Source organism: Fodinibius sp. (assembly GCF_041642155.1).
Classification (GTDB): Bacteria; Bacteroidota; Rhodothermia; order Balneolales; family Balneolaceae; genus Fodinibius.
On record NZ_JBEPWZ010000020.1, the window covers coordinates 1 to 24,214 of the forward strand.

General features: G+C 46.2%; 18 protein-coding genes. 5 read left to right on the forward strand and 13 right to left on the reverse strand.

Annotated features, from left to right (window positions below; genetic code table 11):
• Nucleotides 1-279: 279 nt before the first annotated feature.
• The 4 genes from ACESLU_RS02725 (at nt 280) to ACESLU_RS02740 (ending at nt 4,668) form a co-directional block, all read left to right on the forward strand.
• On the forward strand, nt 280-2,094 hold the full coding sequence (locus tag ACESLU_RS02725) for a copper resistance system multicopper oxidase (protein ID WP_372634809.1): 1,815 nt from the start codon (nt 280-282) through the stop codon (nt 2,092-2,094).
• 59 nt (nt 2,095-2,153) lie between these two features.
• The gene (locus ACESLU_RS02730; RefSeq protein ID WP_372634770.1) at nt 2,154-2,918 is read left to right on the forward strand and encodes a copper resistance protein B; all 765 of its coding nucleotides are present in this window, start codon (nt 2,154-2,156) and stop codon (nt 2,916-2,918) included.
• A 61-nt stretch (nt 2,919-2,979) separates the two neighbouring features.
• Nucleotides 2,980-3,195, forward strand: coding sequence for an SHOCT domain-containing protein (locus ACESLU_RS02735; RefSeq protein WP_372634773.1), 216 nt, complete (start codon nt 2,980-2,982; stop codon nt 3,193-3,195).
• A 6-nt stretch (nt 3,196-3,201) separates the two neighbouring features.
• Nucleotides 3,202-4,668 (forward strand): multicopper oxidase family protein, encoded by a 1,467-nt coding sequence (locus tag ACESLU_RS02740; protein WP_372634776.1) that lies wholly within the window; start codon nt 3,202-3,204, stop codon nt 4,666-4,668.
• Nucleotides 4,669-5,063: 395 nt separating this feature from the next.
• Here ACESLU_RS02740 and ACESLU_RS02745 read toward each other — a convergent pair whose 3' ends face one another.
• From ACESLU_RS02745 to ACESLU_RS02770, 6 genes are all read right to left on the reverse strand, one after another.
• Nucleotides 5,064-6,323 carry a nitrous oxide reductase family maturation protein NosD gene (locus tag ACESLU_RS02745; RefSeq protein ID WP_372634780.1) on the reverse strand — a complete coding sequence of 420 codons (1,260 nt, stop codon included), beginning with the start codon at nt 6,321-6,323 and terminating at the stop codon, nt 5,064-5,066.
• Between the two features lie 266 nt (nt 6,324-6,589).
• Nucleotides 6,590-7,708: a hypothetical protein gene (locus tag ACESLU_RS02750; protein ID WP_372634782.1), complete on the reverse strand. Its 1,119-nt coding sequence runs from the start codon at nt 7,706-7,708 to the stop codon at nt 6,590-6,592.
• Nucleotides 7,709-7,717: 9 nt separating this feature from the next.
• A complete protein-coding gene (locus tag ACESLU_RS02755; RefSeq protein WP_372634786.1) occupies nt 7,718-8,836 on the reverse strand; it encodes a DUF3419 family protein in 1,119 nt (372 codons plus the stop codon).
• The gene (locus ACESLU_RS02760) at nt 8,823-13,247 is read right to left on the reverse strand and encodes an aminotransferase class III-fold pyridoxal phosphate-dependent enzyme (RefSeq protein WP_372634789.1); all 4,425 of its coding nucleotides are present in this window, start codon (nt 13,245-13,247) and stop codon (nt 8,823-8,825) included. Before ACESLU_RS02760 ends, ACESLU_RS02755 begins: the two co-directional genes overlap by 14 nt.
• Nucleotides 13,248-13,821: 574 nt before the next feature.
• On the reverse strand, nt 13,822-15,264 hold the full coding sequence (locus ACESLU_RS02765) for a hypothetical protein (RefSeq protein ID WP_372634792.1): 1,443 nt from the start codon (nt 15,262-15,264) through the stop codon (nt 13,822-13,824).
• Between the two features lie 642 nt (nt 15,265-15,906).
• A complete protein-coding gene (locus tag ACESLU_RS02770) occupies nt 15,907-16,137 on the reverse strand; it encodes a hypothetical protein (protein WP_372634795.1) in 231 nt (76 codons plus the stop codon).
• Between the two features lie 44 nt (nt 16,138-16,181).
• Between ACESLU_RS02770 and ACESLU_RS02775 the strand changes: the two genes are divergently transcribed.
• Nucleotides 16,182-16,352 carry a GNAT family N-acetyltransferase gene (locus tag ACESLU_RS02775; protein ID WP_372634812.1) on the forward strand — a complete coding sequence of 57 codons (171 nt, stop codon included), beginning with the start codon at nt 16,182-16,184 and terminating at the stop codon, nt 16,350-16,352.
• An 84-nt stretch (nt 16,353-16,436) separates the two neighbouring features.
• Here the strand turns inward: ACESLU_RS02775 and ACESLU_RS02780 are convergent, their stop codons facing one another.
• The 7 genes from ACESLU_RS02780 to ACESLU_RS02810 all read right to left on the reverse strand — a co-directional run bounded on the left by ACESLU_RS02780 (nt 16,437) and on the right by ACESLU_RS02810 (nt 23,687).
• On the reverse strand, nt 16,437-17,999 hold the full coding sequence (locus tag ACESLU_RS02780) for a cation:proton antiporter (RefSeq protein WP_372634796.1): 1,563 nt from the start codon (nt 17,997-17,999) through the stop codon (nt 16,437-16,439).
• 62 nt (nt 18,000-18,061) lie between these two features.
• Nucleotides 18,062-18,334 carry a DsbA family protein gene (locus ACESLU_RS02785; RefSeq protein WP_372634815.1) on the reverse strand — a complete coding sequence of 91 codons (273 nt, stop codon included), beginning with the start codon at nt 18,332-18,334 and terminating at the stop codon, nt 18,062-18,064.
• Nucleotides 18,319-18,900, reverse strand: coding sequence for an NADPH-dependent FMN reductase (locus ACESLU_RS02790; protein ID WP_372634798.1), 582 nt, complete (start codon nt 18,898-18,900; stop codon nt 18,319-18,321). The genes ACESLU_RS02785 and ACESLU_RS02790 overlap by 16 nt, the downstream gene beginning before the upstream one ends.
• Nucleotides 18,901-18,908: 8 nt before the next feature.
• A complete protein-coding gene (locus ACESLU_RS02795) occupies nt 18,909-19,841 on the reverse strand; it encodes a ring-cleaving dioxygenase (RefSeq protein ID WP_372634800.1) in 933 nt (310 codons plus the stop codon).
• A gap of 45 nt (nt 19,842-19,886) precedes the next feature.
• On the reverse strand, nt 19,887-20,018 hold the full coding sequence (locus ACESLU_RS02800) for a hypothetical protein (RefSeq protein WP_372634802.1): 132 nt from the start codon (nt 20,016-20,018) through the stop codon (nt 19,887-19,889).
• Nucleotides 20,019-20,448: 430 nt separating this feature from the next.
• Nucleotides 20,449-22,038 carry a PAS domain S-box protein gene (locus ACESLU_RS02805; RefSeq protein WP_372634804.1) on the reverse strand — a complete coding sequence of 530 codons (1,590 nt, stop codon included), beginning with the start codon at nt 22,036-22,038 and terminating at the stop codon, nt 20,449-20,451.
• Nucleotides 22,039-22,232: 194 nt separating this feature from the next.
• A complete protein-coding gene (locus tag ACESLU_RS02810) occupies nt 22,233-23,687 on the reverse strand; it encodes a PAS domain-containing protein (protein ID WP_372634807.1) in 1,455 nt (484 codons plus the stop codon).
• Between the last annotated feature and the right edge of the window lie 527 nt (nt 23,688-24,214).

The window sequence follows — 24,214 nt, forward strand, 5'->3', positions numbered from 1 at the left end:
TGTAGCTCGGCCTCTTCCCCATCATGCATCATTTCCACCACATGACCTTCCTCTTCCAGTCCCCGTTTAAGGGAACTGGCAAGCTGCTTTTCATCTTCTACTAAAAATATCCACATAAAAAGAGATTATCAGTATGCATTCCTTAATAACAAACCTAAGATAACAGACTCTGGTCATTAATGCTTTAAGCTTAATTTAAGGTTTCCCTGTTATCTTTCTGTTCTATTTCGAATTCAAACCAATCCTTTACACAAATTGAAGACAACGCAAAACACCGTTATGAGTGAGGATAATAACAATATAACACGCCGCCGTTTTCTACGATATACCGCATCCATAGCGGCCGTGGCAGGAGTAAGTTCGATTCTGCCGACCTATGCACTTGCAGGATTTAATCAACGGGAAGTGCTTCGGCCGAAGGGGCCTGACAATATAATTGATCTTACCATTGGTAAAATGCCACATATGATAGATGGAAAACAAGGACAGGCCATTGGAATGAATGGCACCGTACCCGGCCCCCTCATTCGCCTGAAAGAAGGGCAAGACGTAATGTTACGGGTAACCAATGAACTGGACGAAACAACCTCTATTCACTGGCACGGTATCCTGCTGCCCTTTCAAATGGATGGGGTTCCCGGGGTAAGTTTTGACGGTATTGCACCCGGCGAAACCTTTGAATATCGCTATCCGGTGCGGCAAAGCGGCACCTACTGGTACCACAGCCATTCGGGCCTGCAGGAACAGCTCGGCCATTACGGCCCCATGATCGTTGACCCGGCCGGGGAAGATCCGGTCAAATACGATCGCGAGTACCCGGTGGTGCTCTCTGACTGGACGTTTGAAGATCCCTATAATGTATTGGCACACAACGTTAAACAGGAAGGGTACTATAATTACCAGAAACGAACGCTGGGAGAATTTTTTGATGATGTAAAGAAAGACGGCTTCGGTGATGCCGTAAAAGATTATCTCTCATTCGGGAAAATGCGCATGAGCGCGACCGATCTGGTGGACGTCACCGGTGCCACCTATACCTACCTTATGAACGGTCGCGGACCGGACTCCAACTGGAATGCCTTGTTCAAGAAAGGTGAAAAAGTGCGGCTGCGATTTATCAACGCCTCGGCGGGTACCACTGCTTTTGACGTTCGCATTCCCGGCCTGGAGATGACGGTCGTACAAGCCGATGGTCAAAATGTGGAGCCGGTCCCTGTTGATGAATTCCGCATCGGTATTGCCGAAACCTATGATGTTGTCGTTGAGCCCAAAGAGGAGATGCCCTACACCATTTTTGCGGAATCCCTGGACCGCGGCGGCTATGCGCGCGGCACGCTGGCCCCGCGCGAAGGCATGTCTGCAGAGGTTCCAAAGCCTCGGCCGCGTCCCAAACGCAGTATGAGAGATATGGGTATGGCAATGGACATGGACAGTATGGATATGGAAGATGATGACATGGAAGGCATGGACCATGGAGATATGGATCACGGCGACATGGATCACGATGAGATGCCCATGCCCGGCAATGGTAAGAAACCCGTCAAGCATGGTCCCGACAAACACGGTCCCGGTTCGGCAGCCATTGCCCAAAATCAGTTCGACCGGCTGGATGAGCCGGGCATAGGCCTGGGTAATGACCGGCGAAAAGTGCTGGTGTACAACGATCTCAGGAGTCTGCGTCCCAATCGGGATACCCGCGATGCCCAGCGGGAAGTGGAATTGCACCTGACCGGCAATATGGAGCGCTACATGTGGTCGTTCGACGGCGAGCAGTTTCACGAGGTGGACGGTCCTATCGAGTTTACACACAACGAGCGGCTGCGGCTGACGCTGGTTAACGACACGATGATGGAACATCCCATTCACCTGCACGGTATGTGGATGGAGCTGGAAAACGGAAACGGGCAGCACAACCCCCGGCAGCATACCCTGCTCGTACAGCCGGCCCAGCGGATTTCGGCCCTCGTAACGCCGCGCGACAAAGGGCGCTGGGCCTTCCACTGCCACATCCTTTATCACATGGAGCGGGGCATGTTCCGTGTAGTACAGGTGGCCGATGAAGAGGGCAGCATTTATGGACAGGATTATTCATAAATGGAATCCAACGAACTTTTTACGAACGAATTTTACCAGACATACAAATTTGCAAGAACATGACTTTGATTAAACACGCGTCAACATTCATTCTCACTGCTTTTGCTCTCATTGTAATAGCCGGTAGCCCGGCACTTGCTCAAAAGGCTCCCGAGTTCAGCAACGACCTGATGATGGACAATAAAACCTACGTCTATCTGATCGCTGAAAAGCTGGAATACCGCAGCGTGAACGGCGTCAATCCCCTGATGTGGGAAGTGCAGGGCTACGCGGGCAAGGACCTGAATAAATTCTGGTTTAAGTCACACGGAGAAGCGCTGACTACCGAAAACGAAGCCGAAATGGAATTCCAGGGCTTGTATAGCCGGGCCATCGGCCCCTATTTCGATGTGCAGACCGGCGTCCGGTATGACCTTGCTTATGAAGGAAACGGAAACAACTCACGCGCCCTTGCGGTACTGGGACTTCAGGGCATGGCCCCTTACTTCTTTCATGTCGACGGCGGTATGTTCATAAGTGAAGACGGCGATATTTCGGCCTCTCTGGAAGCTGAATATGACCTGCTGTTTACCCAGCGACTGATCGGCCAGCCGATCTTCGAAACCAGCATTGCCGTCCAGGAGGTCCCCGAGTGGGGCGTCGGATCCGGAGTTAACGACGTCGGACTCGGCTTCCGGCTTCGCTATGAATTGCAGCGGGAATTTGCGCCCTACATCGGGATCAACTGGGAGCGCAAGCTGGGCGAAACCGCCGATATGGCGCGCGCTAGGGGCGGACATGTTAGCAACCTGAGTCTGCTCGGAGGCGTTCGCATGTGGTTTTAGCGGTTTATTCTGTTGCTTTGACGATAAAAACAATACAAATTAACATAAAAACAAGGGTTTTATGCATGATTTCAATTTCTTTGGAGGTGGATGGATGATGTTCTTCTGGTGGTTTTTAATCATAGTACTGGTCGTATTTGCCATTCGAGCCCTGATAAGGGCTAAACAAAACAATCGGAGTAAAGAAACACCAATGGACATACTCGAACGACGGTATGCCAATGGCGAAATTGATGAAGAGGAGTTCAATAAGCGAAAACAGGAATTGCTCAAATAGCGGAAAATGGATAGAAAGGCCTTCTTGAAATATGCTGGGGCCAGTGCTGGTTTCTGGTTGGCACCTTCTGTTATTACATCTTGCACGAATGGTGGTGCTTATAAACCGGATAGCTATCGCTATCCCCTGCAATTACCGGATATCCTGGACAGCGATCAATTACGGGCGTCTCGAGATAACCTAACTATTGCTGAACAATACACATTAGACGGCCTTCAGTTTAATGAAAGTTTACCGGGACCAACCATCCGCATAAAAAAAGGAGAGCGATTTCAGGTTCAATTCCATAACAATATTGGTGAGGAAAGCATTATCCATTGGCATGGAATGATTGTACCGCCTGAGATGGACGGACACCCCAGGGATGTCATTTCGGAAGGAAGCTATTCCTATGATTTTAAGATCAATCAGCGAGCTGGGACCTATTGGTATCATCCGCATCCACACAGAATCACAGGCCCACAGGTTTATCGGGGATTAGCGGGATTTTTTATCGTAACGGACGATGAAGAGGAAGCCTTGAACCTGCCCTCCGGGGAATTCGAACTTCCGCTGGTCATTCAGGATCGAAAAATTGACTCTTCCGGAACGATCTACTATGACCCTTCCATGCCGGAACGCATGATGACTGGCTACCTGGGCGATCATATTTTGGTTAATGGAGTACCCAGTCCTTATCACGAAGTACAGCCCCGTCCCTACCGGTTGCGGTTGCTTAATGGTTCAAATGCTCGTATTTATAATATTGCTTTGCGCAACGGGAATTCATTTACCGTGCTTGGATCCGACGGGGGACTTTTACCCCGCCCTGTTGAAACAACCGAACTTTTGCTGGCTCCCGGAGAACGGGCCGATATATTGATGGATTTTTCCAATGGGTTCAGCGGTAATTCTGCAGAACTAATCAGCAAGTCCTTCTCAGTGCCTTCAAACGGTGGAATGATGGGAAACATGTCACAAATGATGGGACAGGGGGGACCGGAGCAAGGCAGTGAATTTTCACTGATGGAATTTCGTATAGGCAACAAGACCGGTTCATCCTCTCCTGTAGATCTTCCCCAACAACTCTCTGATATCAGTTTTCCTTCCCAGGAGGACGCCCTGCGAATCCGAAGTATTGAAGTAGATATGGAGATGATGAGGGGCCACACCATAAATGGTCGTTTATTTGAAATGCTTCGAGTCGATGAAGAAATAACCCGGGGAGATACGGAAATATGGGAATTCATCAATAATTCCGCGGTCCCTCATCCCATGCATATTCATGCTGTACAATTTAAAGTATTAAGCCGCACCGGAAACCGGGACATTATTCCAACCGAAACCGGCTGGAAAGATACCGTCCTCGTAATGCCGGGGGAACGAGTTCGCGTGATTGTGACATTCGACGCTCCGAAAGGCTTGTATGTTTTTCACTGCCATAATCTTGAACACGAAGATGCGGGTATGATGGCGAACCTGGAAATTACTTGAAAAAATGCAACTTCGGGCAATCGCCTTTTTACGGAATCAAATACGTCTTTTCAGTAAACAGGTGTCTCAGCAGGTACCCTCAGCATCCCCTTTTTAAAAGGGATTTTCTGAGTATAATGCTTAGAATATAGGATATTCATTACATGCGAATAAGACTCCATCAGCCGATTTGGGAATCAATGACAGGTTGAAGATGTTAGTCTCCCCCCTCTCCATCATTCAGTCAGAAGCAGAGAACCGGGCTTTCACCCTCCTTTCCCCCTTGGTTTTGGTATGGCATTTAACTTACAGCAAACAAAAAAGGCCAGTCCGCTAAGACTGGCCCGTTTCAAAACAGAAATAAATCAGAGTTCTATGGTAAGGCCGCTGTAAAAGTCGACCTTATTGTGTAGGTGTTACGGGCTAAAGGGATGATTATTAGCCTGAACCTTATTACCTCCACTGCCATCGGTTTCTATTGCAGTATTGAAGTTATCTATCTGATTATTAATAATCTTATTATTTCCAACGGCGGGATCGTAACTGTCTGAAAGATCTTCGGCATAGACGTGGATGCCTATTCCGCTCCCGGTACCTTCCACAGTATTACGGACAATCGTGTTGTTATTTGCCGTTGAATTCATGGTGCTTAAGATGTTATCCCAGGATTTGCTCTGTACTACAATACCGCCATCAGAATCACCAATCGTATTTCTGGTTATGCTGTTGCCATCAGCAGTATCCGAAAACCAACCCCATGAACTGACTGCAATAGCCCGGTCAGCATCTTTGACCGTATTATTCTGAATTTTCACGTTATCAGACTCAAAAATAAGAATTCCGGATGCGCTCCAGACGGGTCCTGAATAGTGGATTTGAGAGATCGTGTTGCCGGATACTTTCCCTTTTGCACCGTAGCCGATTTGTATCCCATTTGGGGCATTATTGGGATTACCAGAGCCGACGATAACATTATCTTTTACGATCACGTCCGGGGAGGGATGAGCTCCACCGTCACCGTTCGCACCGATTCCACCACGCTCGACACCGTTGATTTCGTTGTTAGCAAAAGTCACTTTGCTGTCGCCGTAAGCAATAAGCCCGAACGTGGCTCCACTACCTTCGAGATCCATGTTTTTAACCGTTACGTCGGCTATGCCGCCGGAGCTTTGGACATTCCGAAAAAGAACGCCGGTTAAACCAGATTCCGAACTGGATTCTCCATCAATGATAAAGCCGCGCACGGTCACATCAATTGTTTGAGAGCCGCTGGCAGCGCCATTTTGTATCGTACCCCCATTAGCGAAAATGAGCGGCCGCCAGGCACTGCCACTTTCTGCCAGGTTATAAGATTGTACCGATTGCGGCTGTGTAATGGTAGCGTTGTTCTGACCAACAAGGGTTAAATCCTTATTGATCAGGATCTGTTCAGCGTGGCTGCCCCCGTCGACTAATATCTTGTCTCCGGCATTCGCCTGATTGACAGCTGTCTGGATACTTTCGCTCGGTCCGACTACAAGATCAAAGGACTTACTTGATGCGTTATGACTTGCCGACTGCTGTTGGCTGATATTAGGCTCGTTAGCGTCCGGCGATGCCGATTGCGGCGTTTTATCACATGCCGATATTAACGTTACTACTAATAAATATGGTAAGATATATTTGATATTGAACATACTTGTTCTCCCTCTTTTCCCTTTTTTATGTTTTAATGCAAATAAACTTACTTTTTTTGAGGGTTATCTTCAACTCAAAAACTTAATATACCTATGTAATTCAATAAATTACACGGAAGCTGGTAATTGTTTCCTGATTCCGGTTCTCGGTGGACTTTTAACTTAATGAAAGATTAATGGAGGCTTTCTCTTAACACGTTGTAATAATTGGTTTGCCATCTTTCTATGGCATAGAAGTTATCTTACAATTTTTGATATATCAAAAACTATATCTGGACTGCATCAGCATAGATTAGTGGTATATTCTCTTTTTCTACAAGCTTTTCCCACTGCATCGACCCCAGCACTACATGAGAACGAACGTGCTTGGTATAGAAATTCTTGGTAAATGATAACAGCGGATCGTCAACACTGGCGCCCAAAATGATCGAATGATACTCCTGCCGTTTGAATTCATTGTAAGCATATCTTAACAAGGCCTCCATGATAGCGGGCTCTCGATCTTTGACCGCATATTCTGCTATGGTAATATCCCGAAACGCTTCCCCCGGGCTGGGCAGGGATGGGATGCCCAAAAGCGGAGCCCCTGCATTATACAGTAACCTAATCATCCCAAACGCGACGCCATACTTCAATACCCTGTTTTTCTTAAAAGAAGTCATGTCCCAGCAAGAACATACACCAACAATTTGATTGCCTGTCAACGCCACTGCGTAATTCTCTATACCAAAATTGGGTCGCTGTTTCAGGTTCCTCAGAAAAATATCCCTGTTCATTTCCGGTGCCAGGAACCGGATTGAATATTCCTCCTGGAGCAGTTCAACGATCGGATCAATGTCGTCATAAGTGGCTGTTCGAACAGTGTACTTCCGGCTCATCCGCACGGGAATAGTGAGCAAGATATTCACCATGGAAATTAGTCCTACTTTTTTTGCATAAGGTGCATCGGGGAATCGGGGATGGCGGCGGTTGACAAGATTCAGGGCCGGTTCATTGTTCTCCATTATGTATGCATAGAAATATTCCACATCAGGATCTAGTCCCCCAAAAAAGAAATTGGACATCCTGTAGAAGAATCCCGCTCCCCTTCCCTCCTCCTTGACATGCATATTTCCCACATACATCACATTTGCAAGACGCTGATGGTAGATATATCTTTTTTGAAAGGTCGCTATGGCGTAACCCAGCATCTCATCTTTCCTAAATAATCCCCCGCAGCGATACCGGTAGGAAGTCAATTTGGGGATCGTAAATATATCCGGCGAGCGATCAAACAATATGTGAAATCCGCCAGACTCCACCGGAGATTCCTGTGCGACAGCGAGCATTTTCTCATTCCATTCCTCTTCCAGCTCCCTTGCCTGATAATACGATTGATTTGTCATCTTGTTGTTTTAAACGTTGTCGCTTGCAGTAATGGTAAAGTTAACAGGCAGCAGGTTGTAGAAGGGAAACCGGTCTTCCAGCAATAACTGTTCTCCAGTGACCGAATCCAATTGGACCCGTTCATGCAATGCTTCTGGAGTGAGGCCAGACGAGTAGATATACCGTATTAACCCGACTGCGTTCGGGCCGGCTCGCCCAGCAATCACATCCATCAGATACATCATCTCACTGGCTGTCAGCCAGTCGCTGATGTTTGAAAATGCGAACTTGCTATAATAACCGACCGGAAATTCTTCCACGCAATCTGTGTATGATTTTTTTATAAATTTCAACCGATGGTGTTCAGCTTTTAATTTCTTTTGAGTATGGGGCTGCAGGTAGCCGGGCAATGCCTCCTCAAACATCACCCGGTTAAACAGCATGAACTGGAGGTACCAGTTATTCCGGGCCAGCGTATTGGTACAGAATCCCCTGAATTTTTGAAAGAACCGCACCCCAACATTTTGATCTCCCATGTGCATCAGTCCCTGATCGGATATCCCCCTGTTCCGGTACAGGCGCCGGTGGAATATCAGTTTGAAAAGAATCTTTAGCAGCCCCGTCTTTAACACCTCATCGAAATACACTTTCTGTTGATCAATTTCCGTACAGTCAAACAGTCCCATAATCTTTTGACTGCCTCCCATCAGCCATCGGCCGAAGGGCGCAAAGCGGGCGATATAGGTTTCATATCGACCGTACTGAATGGGTCCTTTTTCGAAAATTACCGGATTGTTCATCCAAAACAGGATTTCCTCCTTCCCAAGAGAAACTTTTATTTCATCGAACCACTGCTTTCTGCTCAATGGATCGGCACGTTGATATCCCAAAAAGCGGGCAGCATCGCCACTTTTGAGTTCCACAGCGGCCTGCAGCTTAAGATTTGAAAGGTAAAGCTGCTGCTCCGAAATATCGGCGGCATCAATTTCAATAGATTCCTCGCTGTTGACCAGCAATTCCAGCGGAACTTCACCAGCACTGGCCACGCACAGCACGCGATCGCCCGGTTTGAGATTCAGTGCCTTCAGCTCCGTTGCCGGGTCATCCTGAGCAATCCCAAAATCATATAAAAAATTAGATATACGCATCGCTTTTAAAACTTCTTACGGTACCGAACTCACCGAACAGACCCCATTTTTCAGCCAGCTCTACCATAAGTTCAATTGACGCTTCTTCCACAGGCCCCTTGAGAGGCACAGTAACCTCTTCCAGCCCGCAAAGCATGGCTTCTACGGCACAACAGAATGCCGCTCCCCGGGGCGTATGAGAACTGATGAGAAACCCCGGATCCATGGGAAGTTTTAGATACGAAGAAAATGGGAGTACCGTAACCTGATCCAGTTCAATGACCTCCGTGGATACCGCACTTGGGACAGAGTTGTCTGAAATAAGGACCGGGGAATGGGGCTTGATGTGCTGTGGAAAGACCAGCGGTTTGTTGGTATTTGTGGTGATCACAATGACATCGCACTCCCGCAAATAGTCCATATCCGTACGACAGATAATTTCGATCAGCGGTAAATATTTTATCGCCGTTTGTAGTTGATCTTCTAGCCACTGTCGCTGTTTCTTAGTGTGGACAATCAAGTTGATTTTTTTAAAGAACTGAGCCTTTTTTGCCAAATAGGCCGTTATCGCCCGTCCGATATTTCCGGCAGCCCCAACAATACCCAGCGTACACTGCTCGCTATTAAAGTCTGACCGGGTTTTCATCTCGTGCAATAATTGGGTGATACCAGAAGCAGCTGTCAACGTATTGCCCGTGATAATTTTCGTATTTGGCGGTTTCACCAGGGCCATCCCGTTGCTCGTAAAGATAGAGGTGTAGCCTCCCAGGGCCACGATTTTGGCTCCTTCCCGGGCGGCCTCATCCACTGCTTGTTGAATTTTTACAATAATTTCCCTCTTTTTACCCTCCCTGTGCATACGCTCCAGCTCGGCTGAACCCAGTGGTATAATCTTTATCTGGAAATGGACGCGGCCTCCAAAAAGATTCTTACTGAAGAGCGTGAATGGTCTCATCTGCATCAGTACCTGAAGATGATTAAACAAGAGTCGAAGCCCGGTATCGGAAGCGTTGGCAAATGTTGGTTCAAGGATGCGAAGCTCATCGGTTGGAGAGGTAAAATGGGCCAAAAATACAACCTGCCTGGCTCCTTTTTGCGGGGGATCCAACCCCGGATAAATCCATCCGTCCGGAGGCTTATGGCCTTTATGGTCATCAAAGGGATCACCCTCCATAAAATGGAGGAATAGCTCGTACAGCGACCGGCTTCGGATAAGCCCAGCTAATTTTTCCAATGCTGAACCCAGCCTGTTGATCTCCTCATCCGTGATAAATGCCGATGGTTCAATACGCAACATATTGGGCGCGGAAAGTGTGGGAAGTATCCTGATATTGTGGCGATTCAGCAGGTAAGACGCCGATACATACCCCAGAAATTCCCGGTTATACATCAGCCGAAGAAAGATATTATCCAGGGTTGAAAAGTCCCTGAACTGGATACCAAGCATCAGCCCACTACCGGAAACGTTCTCAAAAACGTCGGGATATTGAGCGGTAACTTCGCCAAGGCGATCCATAATCCGGGCTCCCTTTTGACGGACACGGGCGGGCACTCCGAGGGTTTCGATCAGCTTTAACGTTTCTCGCCCTGTACGCGCCGCCCGTTCTCCATTCCCAAAGGTAGTAGTATAATACTTGCCGAACTCATCGATGTAACGGTTTTTTTCCACCAATAAGGCAGAAATCTTCTCTAATCCACCACCCAGTGATTTACCCAGCAGATAATAATTGCCAGCCACTCCTTGCGAGGCCAAAAATTTTCCAGATCGACCGAGCCCGCTCTGTATTTCATCCAGTATAAGTGGAAATTCAAAATTTGCCAGAAAGGTTAACAGTTCCCTGTTAACCTCTCGGACTCCCCCCTCGCCCGTAATCGGTTCGGTTATTGCAGCGATGATGGTTGATTCTTTTTGGGCGTAGGTCTGTAGATGGCCTTTTTTCCTCTTGAGTAGGATAAGATCAATATGCGCACCTTCCATATGCCGTATTACCTGATCGCGCCAATCGGGACCGCTATCGTCAATGGAACAAGAATCCAGGACCAACATATTGGTAAATTTGCTGCGCTGTTCCCAGCTGCCGATAAGGGATCGGGCCCCGGATGAATGCCCGTGGAAAGCGGATTTCAAGGTGATGACATTAAGCCGGGCCGACTCAATTTTTTGCCAATTTTGGTCCCATATTTTCCGAACCACTCCCTCATCATCATTTCCAAATTTTTGAAACTGAAGCTGTTTCATCTTCTCTAATCTATTTCTCCACTCCAGGCAGGCATGATGAAGCGCCATCTCCACGGCTTCTGCTCCGGTTGAACCCAAACAAACACGGAAATTCCTGCCGGTTTCCCGCCTCATGATGCTGTTCAGCTTCTCGGCCAACTGGCCCACTTCATTGTGGATACTTCCCTGGTTTGAGATGGAAACGGCACTCTGTTCCATAAATTCACTTGAGATCTTTTGCAACATGGGATGATTGTGCCCCAGCAGGTTACCGCCGTATCCACCGACCAAGTCCAGAATCCCAACCTCTTTGCCTTCCTTTATTGTAAATAGCGTGTCTTTTTTCGCCCTGTGATACACAACATCCATTTTAAGATCCCGGAGGTACCGCCCAACGTAGAAATTGGCATGCTCTGTGAAAGCATCGAATTGGACCTGGCGGGTTTTGACAGTATGTATCCAGTCTTCAGAGACAAAATATTTTCTTAACGCCTGGATCAACGAAGCATATCGTTTCTGGATCAGATTTTGAGAGATGTTCCCCTTTACCGTTGTTGGAGGCTCTGCATTTACGATGGTAAAACGCCGTACCGCACGATGACGAAACTCAAACGGACTTAATTCCCTGAATAACTGCTCATTAATTGCCTCAATCCTGTTTCCAATGGAGGATACGATCTGCTTATCGGTTACTGTTCCCGCCGAGTACGATGATTTTTTGACAAACACTAGGGCCGCCAGTCCCGGCTCTCCCTGCAGGATGAAAAAGTCGATGTAGGAGACGTTCGATCCAAGCTCCCGGTAATATCCGCGTACACTCTGTATCGGTATTTTAACGCCGAACCCATCCTTGAAAAAATCTTTGTCATCCCGGCCGTAATACAGGAGCTGCCCATTTTTCAATTCGACGATATCCCCTGAAAAGAAATACTCATCCTGTGAAATTTTCCCCTCGTTGCTTAAAATTCCAGAACATCCGAAGGGGGACTTGATAAAAAGCTGATAGGTATATTCACTTTTGTCTCGTTTCAAGCCCAGGGTCACGCCGGGTATCGGGCCACCAAGGTGGCCGGTTACACGATCTATACTCGGATCGTCTAATAGGGTATTGGTCACCTGTTGAGTCTCGGTGGTACCAAGCGCATTATGGATCGGTAGCTCGAAGATAGATTGGAGCTCTTGCACCAATTTGGAATCAAACGGGGCGCCGCTGGATACCAGCGTTTTAAAATTGTCTCGAAAAACCGGAATCAGCTCCGGGAAATTTCTCGTCATCTCGAGCAAGAGCTGGTAGGCGGCCGGCCCACCAGTAATATGCTCCGGTTTCATTTTCAGCAGAAAGTACCTCACAATCTCCGGGTGCTCCTCGAACCACTCCGTATTGATCAGGCACACAGGATTTCCAGTCCACAGTGCATTAAAGAAGGTTCGGATCCCCATAGTATGGGTAAAAAGGGGCGTAAAGCCCCGCCCGCCAAGGCGGGTTTTATCCAGCATCCCGGCCATCTGCCAGCTCAGGCAGCTTTTGACAAAGGCGCCCTGGTGATAGACAACCAACCTGGATCGACCCGTGGATCCAGAGGTTGTAATGATTAAGGCTTCCTGGTCCAGATTAGTCTTTTGGATAATCTCGCTGACAAGCGGATCTAATCGAAAATCGTCGCCGGGTAGATCGCCACTCAACCAGTGCCGAATTTCAAAAGAGTTGAAAGTATCCCAGACCCAAAGATCACGCTTTTCAACCTTTCTGGCGATTTCATTAACAATCTCTTTAGTCTTCTCATGGTGATCTAACTGGTGAATTTCACTCATCGGAATGATCGCTCCCCGGCATTCTGAACCCGTAATCCAGGCGTCCAGTTCATTCGTCTCCATAAACATCGGCATCAATACGCGAACACCATAAGAAGATAACGCCGAAAAAAGAATGGCCTGGAACATCTCGTTACTGCCGGGAACGCCCGCAAGGAGCACGGTATCCGCCTGCTGGATATTCTTCTCACGAAAACGTTTGTATAACTGAAAATGGATATAGCGGAACCTACGCAGGGATATCCTGACGAACTTTTTATTATCATGCCCCAAAATTACTTCCCCCTTTTCACTCCGCTGTTCCACGGGATGGAATATCAAATCGGCCAGGTTTTGTACCCGCGGCTCTGTTAATTGAATATTCGAGCTGATAATATGATCAAAACCTATCGGGTCTGTCACTATGCCTCCTTCAGTAGTAATTATTCTAAATGCTACATTTACAAAATATTGGCGCCGTCACAAACTCCAACATCCAGAAATAGATGAGTGCTCGAAATTCCATGTCCCATCATCCATTGAAATCCATCTGCCCTCTCGAGTACTCCCAATTCGCTTAAACTATGGCTTCAAACTATATATTATCGTGATTAATTATAGAAAGAAGTAAAAGGACGATGTGTAGTATAAAAACTGAACTTTATGTAAGGGAAATCAGGGCGCTTTGCTGGCAAAAAGCTGGAAGTGATCCCTTCGAAAGCCTGATTTCTTAATTATTTTTTCCCGCTGAATGGAATTGGAACTGCCATGGATGGTAGAGCAGAATCAACAGAATGAGCATAAGAGAGATTTCTGAATAGGGAAAGATACATGTAGATTTCATTGCCCCTGTTGTGGAGTATATAGATTCACCTGATTGCAGGAAAAAGAAAAAGCGGGATCCTTCGATCCCGCTTTTAAGTGGATTGATAGTTGATTTTAAACCACTTCTTCGCAAACTACCGGAAGGGCACAAACAATATCAATAGGCATTTCATTAATTTAATGGACAGCCCTGTTCGTTGAAGGACTCGAATTCATTTTTGGTAGCTTTAATATTACCACCACTTACGGCTTCATTGAATTTTTCAACTACTTCAGATACGGACAGGTCATAGCTAACATCGGGGTTGGACGCGTTCAATAACGCAGCTACCGCATGACGTACAAGAGCGTTGACTTTTCCACCCCGCAATTCAAGTCCTTCCAACAATGTCAGATCTTCGACTTTTCCCTGCTCTGGTCGAGCAAGATTCAAAGAACCTGGAACATCAAAGGGATCTTCAATACTGTCGTCAGGCTTATAGGATGTCCACGAATCAAAATGATGCGGCTGTTTCCAGTATCCCGGCGTACATCCTTGTCCGCCACCTTGTGTTGGAACGGAAACAGACAGACCCGCCAGCGACCAGGCCAGTGAAGCGGGATTATCACCCGTACCGGAAATTGGTTCTACCGTTACTTCGCTGACACCTGCCGGTATGTTTATGGAATGAATAAAATTATCCCATTCTGCGCCCTGGAATGCTTGAAATACAGGCTCTTCCTCCAGTCCTGAATCGGAACCTAATATAATAGGGGATTCGTCACCGACGGTTATTATCAGGGAATTCGGCCTCTCTGTGGCATCAGCTATCTCAACATCCCCTATAAAAAGGGTAAGCTCCGCAGTCCGGTCAGACCCGGCGGGATCGAAGGTGAAAGTGACAGGTTCAGCGGTTTGCAAAGCTTCTTGTTGATCAGCATCCGGTGCTGTAGCGTCAGCCCATAAGAAATCAGCACCGTCATAAAGCACCAGGTCAGAATCTTCTCCGCCCATAGAATAAAAGACCAGTAAAGATGCGCCCAGTGGTTCTTCAGCTGAATCCTCGGGATCATCCTGCACACTAACATTATTTGTTCCGGGACTTATAATCCCCTCACCGGTAAGATCGACTCGGTGGGTAATGGGAGCTTCCGACTCGAAGGGGGGTGCCATATCCACCGGACCGCCTACGACGTTACCCGTATACATTGTTCCCTCCACTTGTATTTCTGAAGGAGCCGGATCGCTCTCAGATCCCCTTCTGGCCCAATAAAGGTAAACTTGTTCTATTGTTGCACCAGCAGGTATCTCTATCTCAATAGTTTCTGTAGCCTTGGAAAAAGTACCTGTTCCTGCCGTAACAAAGTTTGTCGCTGTTATTCCACTAATATCCACCTGAACCAATCCGTCATTTGCTGCTGTAGCTATTTCAGTGGGAACTTGTGGTAGAACTTTATCATTTACAGGATCTTCATGAGCATTATTTATAGACTGTTCACAGCCATAAAAGGTCATAATAGCAATCGCTAATATGGCATAGAACCCAACGTGGCATAACCTTGAGCAATTATTCATCCCTGAACCCATTATTCCCCGGCGGGAATATAATTGCTGTACTCTTTTTTGCTTATTCATTGGTTATCACCTTGATTTGCTTATTCATTGGTTATCATCTTGATATGTAATTGGAGGTGAGTGAGCTGTAAAGCTCTTTTGTATTGTTTATTTAATAAGATTTTTCTTACAAGGACAATAGGAGAGATTGTGTTTTGGCTGTAATATATTAGTCAGTTGGCGACTCATTCTTTCTACAAGAATCTCATAAATGATAAAGGTGTGTAAGTGTTAATAAGGCACCTTCTAATATGCGTTATCTTTAACCCGGGCTTCCCGTCCAGCCCGTCTATGATACTCGTGGTTGTCAGTCCATTCCAAGAGGCCGCGCCCCCGGTTGAAATTAGATTAACAGCGTAATTAAGGGATAGGGGTCCTCTTTTCCATATGACCTCGTCAAAAAATTTGAACTTCAGCAAGACAAAGGAAAAAGAAGCGGATACGTCCCCACCGTTATTGTCATCTTCAACGCCGCTGATGGGCAACGTTCGCAGTATGTTACACGCTGTGTTCCTTGACCGGCAACCGCACCGTCTAAAAGGGCATTTACACGGTTATCAGACTTCCCTAACTCTATGGATATGGAGGGAGAGCGATTTTGTGAAGCCAACAATACCGCATTTTGCTGTTGAATAAGGACTGATATAATAAGAGTGAAGATTATTATTCGATAAATTGCTTGATAAAGGTATCAAGTCCGGTAGGCGGGCGCCCGAGCAACTTCTTCATATCATCAAAAGTAAAATCAAGGGCCCCATTGACGAAGGTTTGGGCCGTCATCACGCTCATGGCAATTTGCTCTTGGGGCAGGCCGATTTCTTCCAGGGTATTCTCGAATTCGGGCACCAGTATATCCGTATAGGTGATTTCCTTGCCGGACACTTCACTCATCATATCGGCAATTTCGCTAAGGGTACAGGCCTTGCCCGACGATCATTATTGATCACACCGAGGTATCAGATAAATTGAGAGGCGAAAATATAGGAAAGACCTTGGTTGAACATGCCGTAAATCATGCTCGGAAAAACGACTTAAAAGTGATTCCGCTCTGCCCGTTTGCCAAGTCCGTAATCGAAAGAGACGAGTCGCTTCAGGATGTGTTGAAATAGAGGTGCTACTAAATAATACGGCCTTAACCACTGAAATTTCCACGAACAGTGATAATCTTTTCACAGAATATAATCATTCAGGACTTAAACTGTCTCCATAACAATATCATTGCGACTGTCATCATCTGAAAGACTAAGTTCTGCCAGTTTTTCACCTGCCTGGGTGATGGGAAGACATACTGCACTGGCACCGGCTTGAACTAAATCATTGTGTTCTTCCTGCTGCATAGTTAGAGCATAGATCGAGCCCAAATAATTGTTATCCCGGAGATATTTTGTAGCATTAACCTTGGATTCCGGTGTTCCCGAGGCCAGTATTACCGAAGAAATATCCGTAAGATCTATATTCTCCCACAGCTCGATATCCTGCATATCACCATAGATAACACGGCGACCCTCAGCGAGATTGTACTCGATTCGGGCCGGGTCTATATCCAGTCCCACTACATGCTTTTCATGTTTCTTAAGCCGGTCGTAGGCAGCCTGACCGGCATTGCCCATTCCAACGATTAAGTAGTTTGCTGAACCCAGCGAGATCGTCTGCTGGTCGGGATGCGGCACACCCCGTTCAAGGGTAACAAGTTTTGACTCCAATTTCGACCAAAGCTTATCTTCCCAGATAGAAAGCGGGGCATTCAAAGCAAACGAAATGGCGGTAAGCAGGGCGAAGCCAACCACAACACCGGGCGGTATAAATCCGGCAGAGGCGGCGACGCTTCCCGCAATCAGCGTAAACTCGCTGTAAGAAGTCAGTGAAATAGTTGCAATAAAAGAAGTTCGGGCACGGAGCTTAAAACCAAGCATCAATCCAAAGAACAGCAGCGACTTAATTGGAAGTATTGCTAAAGCAGCCAAAACCAAATAAAAATCTTGCAGTTCGGGCAGGCCAGCAAGGCCTACCTCAAGAAAAAAACCGACTAAAAATGCCTCTTTGAGTCCCCATAGTTTTTCGCTCAGCTCATCAGCCACCTCGTGGCCCGACAGCAGCATGCCCGCCACCAGGGCGCCGAGTTCCGAGGAAAGTCCCAATTCATCAAAGAGCGTCCCCCCGCCAATAGCCAGCATGAGGGCAAACAACAGCTTGAGCTCCTCTTCCTGACTTAACTTCACCACTTTTATGATAGCCGGTCGAAGAAGCGGGAGTCCAAACAGGGCCAGGCTCCAGGGAGAAGGCGCAGTACCGCTGGTCAGGCCGAGCAAGCCAATAGCTACCATATCCTGCAAAATGAGGATACCGATAGCCACACGTCCATGAAAAGCCCCGAGCTCACCACGACGCTCCAGATTTTTGGCCGTTAATACGGTACTCGAGAATCCCAATACGATCCCGATGATAACTGACGAAGTAAGGTCATATCCCAGCGACAGAGAAACGGGAATAAAAATACCCGTTGTAATGAGCAAATGAATACCTCCGGTGCCGAGCACTTCAAAGCGGATAACATTTTTAAGGCGCAGGTGCAGACCCACTGTGAATAGCAAAAAGAGTACGCCCAGATGCGCCACTTCGTGTAGTGCGGCTCCAGCTTCATATCCATACGTACCCAATGCGGCCCCTGCTGCCAAATAGCCTACCAGCGGTGGAAGTTTGATACGGGAAACCAACATCCCGCAGATAAAAGCGACACCAACCCAAAGTATGTCCATAGTTTTACTTTAACTTAAAGCGAAGGTCCATTTTAGTACTTATCATAGCATAAGTCATACCACTACTCTATTAAAATATAGTCTACTCCGGCCCGTAGTACCTTATAACTTAACTCATCTTCATAAAAATTTTCATTGTTAAAGAATGCAGGTGTTCCCTGTATACCATAACTTATACCTTCCTTGATCTCCGAAGCAACCTGTTCCCGAAAGGTGTGCTGGTCCAAATTATTCTTAAATTGATCCATATCAAGATTAATTTGTTCTGCAAGCCCAAGAATGACCTTTTTTTCATCCTGCTCCTCCAGGTTTTGCGGCGTTATTCTCCTGTAAATTTATTCACCCAATCATTCAGCGCATCCAAATATTTACCCAGGAACTTGCGTGTAGCTTCGTCCGTTAAATCTCCCTCCTCGTCGAATTTTTCATGGGCGCGAGAGACCAGTATTTCCGGTTGTGGCATACAGTACGAATTAGTGAATTCAAAGGCCTGTCGCAGCTGGCTTTGTCCTCGTGCCGATCCCGTCATACCGGGCGAAGCACCGAGAATTCCCACGGGTTTTTCATTCAAAGGCGCTTTTTTAGCAGGCCGTGAAGCCCAGTCGATGGCATTTTTGGTTACGCCCGGCACTCCGTGATTATATTCCGGGGTTGCAATAAGAAGACCCTCAGCCTCACGAATAGTTTCTTTAAATTCACTTACCCGCTTAGGATCCCCCTGGGCTTCCACATCCGCATTGTAAAGAGGAATACCTTCCAGATCAAAGATCTGAATGTTCAGTGATTCGGGAGCAAGTTCTTTTGCTGCTCGCAACAGGGCCTTATTATAGGACCCCTTTCGGAGACTGCCTGCAAAAGCCAAAATTTCGATATCTCGATTATTATCTGAAGTTGACATCATTTTAAAATTTATATATTAATATCAGGCAATCGTTTTTCGATCATCTCCCTTTTGGGTTCAAGCCAGGTGGGAAGTATAAGTTTTTGTCCCAGCTTATCGGGATCCTCATCCACATCGTAGCCCGGACCGTCGGTTGCTATCTCAAACAGTACCCCGCCCGGTGAACGGAAATACACCGAGTGGAACCAGTGCCGGTCAATAATTTTCGTTGGATTGAGTCCCATCTCCAGGACTTTTTTACGCAGGGTTTCCAGCTCGTCATCATCTTCCGCACGAAAGGCTACATGGTGGACGGTGCCCCGGCCATTTGCCGAGGGTTTAGACTCCGCCTCCTCTATAATAACCGATCCGCCGATGGGCGCATCGGTAGTGTAATGCCTTGCATTATCCTTCCGGTCAGTTTCCTCAAACTCAAACACGTTTTTCAACACTTCGGCTGTTGACGCATACTCTTTCAAGCGGAGGGTGGTTCCTCGAAAACCTCGTATGCCGTGTTTTGGTGGTACGGTTCCTTTGTCCCAGCCCCGCAATTGACCGGCCTGCTGGTCAAATACAAGCTCCAGTTGCAGGCGGTCGGGATCCTTAAAGCCGATCGCCTGTTGCCCAAACCGGTCATAGGGCCCCTTGAATTCGATTCCTTCTGCTCCAAAATGTTCAGCCCAATAATCCATTGAGTCAGCAGGTACAGCAAGAGCAACCGTGACGGCTTCGCCCAGTCCGGGTTTGCCCTGTTGTGCCATCGGCCAGGGGAAAAATGTTAAACCGGAGCCTGGTGAACCCTTAGCATTTCCATAAAACAGGTGATAGGTACCCGGGTCATCCTGATTGACCGATTTTTTTACCAAGCGCATTCCCAGAGTTTTTACATAGAAATCAGCGTTTCGCTGAGCTTCTCCGGAAAGCACGGTAATGTGATGAATTCCTTTATCGTGTTTTTCCATAGTAAATTATTTTAATTGCTGTACAGTAATTAATTCTACATTAAACTAATTAATCTGATAATAGAACGCATTGATATTTGTCAGAAAAATATCCTTGAGAAATGTGCTGTCGGCATTTCCGGGATTCAGGTCAAGGGATTGTTGAGAGGCTTTCCGGGCGCCTTCAAAATTATTCAAATACCGGGCGGGGTCCTAAAGGAAATAAGTACAAAATTGACTACCAAAAGCTGCTAAATTTGTATCCAAATTTTAATGATACGAACCAAAAACTTTACGCAAAAATTGTCAATTCAAAAGCACAAAAGAAAAAGAAACGAAGAAGTCGTGCTGAACAACGTAAAATTTTTCAAGAATTATTGGCGCCTGGAAAGGTGAAAAACCAGGCTGAAATAGCTCGTAAATTTGATGTTAGCCGTGTCTGGGTTTCGAAGGTGTTGTCTTAGAATGAGCAAGGATCGACTGGGCTACAAAATCCCATGCTGCCTCATCAGGTAAGCTAGCCAATCAGTAGTCAAGTATTTTGTAGAGATAAAAGAAGAGTGTAAATCTAGGTAGTGTAAACTAAATTCTGTCTGAGTTATATATTACAATTAATGGCTGTGCCTTCTTAACTATTGACTTTATTGTGATGGTTAATTCTTTCTGAGGCAGAAAGCTCTGCCCGAATAGCTGCAATAAGTGATTCAAATGCTTCGTCCTTTGTCAGGTAATCTGAAGCTCCAGCCCTGCGCATATCCTCGATAACTTCGGGATTATTGTGAAGAGACAGTCCGATGACTAGAACGTTTGGCATTTCAATTTTGATTTTTTGCGTTGCCTCAATTCCATCCATGTCAGGTATATTCACATCCATAATAATGATATGGGGGGAGGTTTCGCGCGCCAGCCCTACAGCCTCTTTGCCGGTTGAAGCTTCCTCCACCACGATCATATCATCCTGTTCTTCGATCAACTGGCGAAGTCCCCTGCGCATCATCTTATGATCATCCACAAGCAATACTCTGATTTTTCGGTGCTGTTTCTTCTTAAGCTTCTCTTTAGTTAACGGTGGGATTATCTCCTCTTCTTCGGGATTTATTTCTTTCTCTTTATGAGGAGCATAAAGCGTAGCTTTTGTCCCTTCTCCGGGTACAGATTCAATTTCAAAAGATCCACCATGCCAATCCATCCGCTCCCTGATATTAAATAACCCAAATCCACCATGTTTTGTAGGAGCCAGGGCTAGGTCATCCGTCAAATCAAATCCCTTGCCCTTGTCCTCAACGGTAACCTTCACAAATCCTTGCTCGATAGACATTGTCATCCGGGCCTCATTGGTATCGGCATGCTTTAGTACATTCTGCAGCAATTCTCTCACAGACTGATGAAGTATTGTTCTCAATTCTTTATCGACTCGTTTTGGCTGGCCATCATTTTCGATCTCGATATTGAGCCCCTGCTTTTCTATTTGTTTAGCCGCCCAGTACAGCGCTTCGGTGACATCCTCTTTATCGAGTACCGGGGGCGGCTTCAGCTCCAACATGAGGTTTTGATTATATTTAAGCGCATCATTTACTACTTGCTTCAGTTCTTCCATCTCGCTGGACAGCTGATCTGGCAGATTCCTAAGCTGTAGTCTGTCTGTCTTCATTTTAGCGACGGCCAACATCTGACCCAGCCCGTCATGCAGCTCAGTAGCCAGGCGCTGCCGTTCCTGTTCTTCGGCTTTGCTCAACTGCGAGGCCAAATATCTCAGCTCCCGCTGATAAGAGCGCAGCTTTTTTGTCCGGTCCTTTACTTGCTCTTCAAGGGTTTCATTCATCGCCTCCAGTTTCTGTTCATCTTCCTTGCGCTTGGTAATGTCCCGGGCAATATGTGAGGCACCAACAATATTTCCTTCAGAATCTCTGATAGGTGAAATCGTCAGCGAAACATCCAGCAGTGATCCGTCTTTGCGCATTCGCTTAGTTTCGAAATGCTTAACCTGTTCTCCCCGCTTTATTTGACTAATGATTTCATTCTCTTCATCAATGAGGTCCTCCGGGAAAATCATGGTAATGGGTTGGCCGATGGTTTCCTCTGCAGTATAACCGAACATGCGCTCAGCTCCATTATTCCAGGTGGTGATAATACTATTGAGATCTTTGCTTATGATCGCGTCATCCGATCCTTCGACAATGGCACTCAACCAAGCATTGGTCATCTCTTTCTCTTCCATGATTTAAATAAGATAATACCTTTTAATTTACCAAACTAAGACAGAGTTAGATTTACACTATCAAATTCACTAACGGTCGTTGTGAGAGTGTAATTTACAACCGATCATCTCTATCAATATGAAACTAAGCTATTTTTGGGAATCGTTCAGAAAAACATATTACGTAGCATATATTTTCCGTTTTTGGGAAAAAGCTAAATTAATTCAGCATTGCTCTCTAATTCTGCTATCGGAATCCTGCAGGTAACTGTTGTACCTGTTTCTCCTATATTAGAGGTGTTTTTAATTTCAAACGTGCCCCCAATTAGCTCTATGCGATAGCGCATTATATGGATACCCATTCCATCTTCTGTATCTTCTGAAACTTCCAATCCTGTCCCGTCATCCTCAATGGTCATATGCAGAAACTGATCGTCGGCATTCAAGGCAATTTTGACATTATTGGCCCCGCCATGTATAGCGGCATTTTTGGCAGCTTCACTGGCAACGCTGTACAGGTTTGTGGCTATTTCAATGTCATCTATATTATCCATGACACTGACGCCCTCCAAGGTACAGTGCAGCTCAAACGTTTTTTCTATATGCTCACAGAGTTTGCGAAAAGCCTCTACCACACTACCCTCTTTAATGTTCACAGGGATAATTTCATGAGATAAATCCCGGACATCATCAAGGCTTTTATCAAGAAGTTCTGTTAGTTCATCAAACTGTCCGCCATAAACTTTTTCATCAATTTCAATCTCTTTTCTCAGCCGCTTAAACATCATTAGGGCCCCCACTAGCGACTGGGAAAGATCATCATGCAGATATTGTCCCAGTTTCCATCGTTTATTAAGGTTTGTTTTTAATATCTGGCGCTGCAGTTTTTTGTTCTGCTCAATTTTTTTGGTCAGTTTTGCTTCGGCAGCTTTAAGGTCTGTAATATCAACGAACGTGATAACCACACCTTCATCCTCACCTTCATCCTCCCCATCCGTAGTGCGATAGGGTGTTAGCCGTAAAATATAACTGTTGCCTTTTTTGTCGGCCACCTCATTTCTGATCTTCTTTTTATGTTCAAGTACGGCGTTGATATCATCAATAAGGGCATTGTAGGTAAGACGGTGCGTAAAGTGCTCGAGCGGGCGTCCTTCATCAGAAGGTGTGAGGTTAAATAACTCACTGGCATTAGAAGTAAAACGCCGAAGGGTAAGATCCTCTTTAACAAAAATGATCGTGACTTCACTGGCTTCCATCAGGTTTTTCAGATCATTGTTGGCATCCTGGAGTTCCTCGATTTTAGATTCCAGCTCCCTATTAACCGTTTTGAGTTCCTCATTGACCGATTGTAGTTCTTCCTGGCTGGTTTCCAGCTCCTCGGTCGTAGACTGTAACTCTTCATTCATCGACTGCAACTCTTCGTTATAGGATCGCAGTTCTTGAATAGAAGATTCATAGTCCTCAATGGTCATCTGAAGTTGCTCTTTGGTCAACATCAGATCTTTTTCAAGCTCTTCAATAATTTCCATTCCCTCTTCGGGGACATCCTCGCGCTTAACCGGTTCACTGACATCGGGAGTCTCAATCTCTCTGATTTTTCGAAACACGATGCACATAAGATCGTTGGGGGAGCCCTGCTCTTTTACCCTGTGCATATTTATCTCAATCATATGTGATTCACCGTTCAACACTGCCTGTACTTGCTTGCATATAGGCAGATCGGTTTCTTCTTTTTTAGCTTGATAAAACATACTACGCAACTGATGACGCAGCTCGGGAATTATCATATCAAATATTTTTTGACTAGGCTTGCCCTCTGGATAATTGAAGTACTGGTGGATTCCCGCTGTAGAATGAAGGACCTCCTCATTGTCATTAATAAGTACACTGGGCGGGCCATACTGCTGGGTTATCAGCTGCTGATGGAGTTCTTTTATATTAACCCTATCCTTGGAAGGTTTTTGCCGAGAACGGGTATTGAAGGGTCTGTTTTTATTGAATTGCAACGGAATATCCGGCAGATTCCTCTTAGTATGGCTGGTTCGCTGCTGATATATCTTATGTTTATTATCTATAGCCTTAAACTGTTCGGTAGCTTTAAGATTGGAACCGGAACTTCCCAAAAACAAGTAACCGCCCGGCTTCAATGAATAATGAAAAAGATTAAATACTTGGCTTTGCAGTTCATTGTTTAGAT

What these genes read in the sequence shown, in the direction of transcription:
- ACESLU_RS02725 (WP_372634809.1), top strand. Translation starts at nt 280, where the DNA reads ATGAGTGAGGATAATAACAATATAACACGCCGCCGTTTTCTACGATAT.
- ACESLU_RS02730 (WP_372634770.1), top strand. Translation starts at nt 2,154, where the DNA reads ATGACTTTGATTAAACACGCGTCAACATTCATTCTCACTGCTTTTGCT.
- ACESLU_RS02735 (WP_372634773.1), top strand. Translation starts at nt 2,980, where the DNA reads ATGCATGATTTCAATTTCTTTGGAGGTGGATGGATGATGTTCTTCTGG.
- ACESLU_RS02740 (WP_372634776.1), top strand. Translation starts at nt 3,202, where the DNA reads ATGGATAGAAAGGCCTTCTTGAAATATGCTGGGGCCAGTGCTGGTTTC.
- ACESLU_RS02745 (WP_372634780.1), bottom strand. Translation starts at nt 6,323, where the DNA reads ATGTTCAATATCAAATATATCTTACCATATTTATTAGTAGTAACGTTA.
- ACESLU_RS02750 (WP_372634782.1), bottom strand. Translation starts at nt 7,708, where the DNA reads ATGACAAATCAATCGTATTATCAGGCAAGGGAGCTGGAAGAGGAATGG.
- ACESLU_RS02755 (WP_372634786.1), bottom strand. Translation starts at nt 8,836, where the DNA reads ATGCGTATATCTAATTTTTTATATGATTTTGGGATTGCTCAGGATGAC.
- ACESLU_RS02765 (WP_372634792.1), bottom strand. Translation starts at nt 15,264, where the DNA reads ATGAATAAGCAAAAAAGAGTACAGCAATTATATTCCCGCCGGGGAATA.
- ACESLU_RS02770 (WP_372634795.1), bottom strand. Translation starts at nt 16,137, where the DNA reads ATGATGAGTGAAGTGTCCGGCAAGGAAATCACCTATACGGATATACTG.
- ACESLU_RS02780 (WP_372634796.1), bottom strand. Translation starts at nt 17,999, where the DNA reads ATGGACATACTTTGGGTTGGTGTCGCTTTTATCTGCGGGATGTTGGTT.
- ACESLU_RS02790 (WP_372634798.1), bottom strand. Translation starts at nt 18,900, where the DNA reads ATGATGTCAACTTCAGATAATAATCGAGATATCGAAATTTTGGCTTTT.
- ACESLU_RS02795 (WP_372634800.1), bottom strand. Translation starts at nt 19,841, where the DNA reads ATGGAAAAACACGATAAAGGAATTCATCACATTACCGTGCTTTCCGGA.
- ACESLU_RS02805 (WP_372634804.1), bottom strand. Translation starts at nt 22,038, where the DNA reads ATGGAAGAGAAAGAGATGACCAATGCTTGGTTGAGTGCCATTGTCGAA.
- ACESLU_RS02810 (WP_372634807.1), bottom strand. Translation starts at nt 23,687, where the DNA reads ATGATTGAGATAAATATGCACAGGGTAAAAGAGCAGGGCTCCCCCAAC.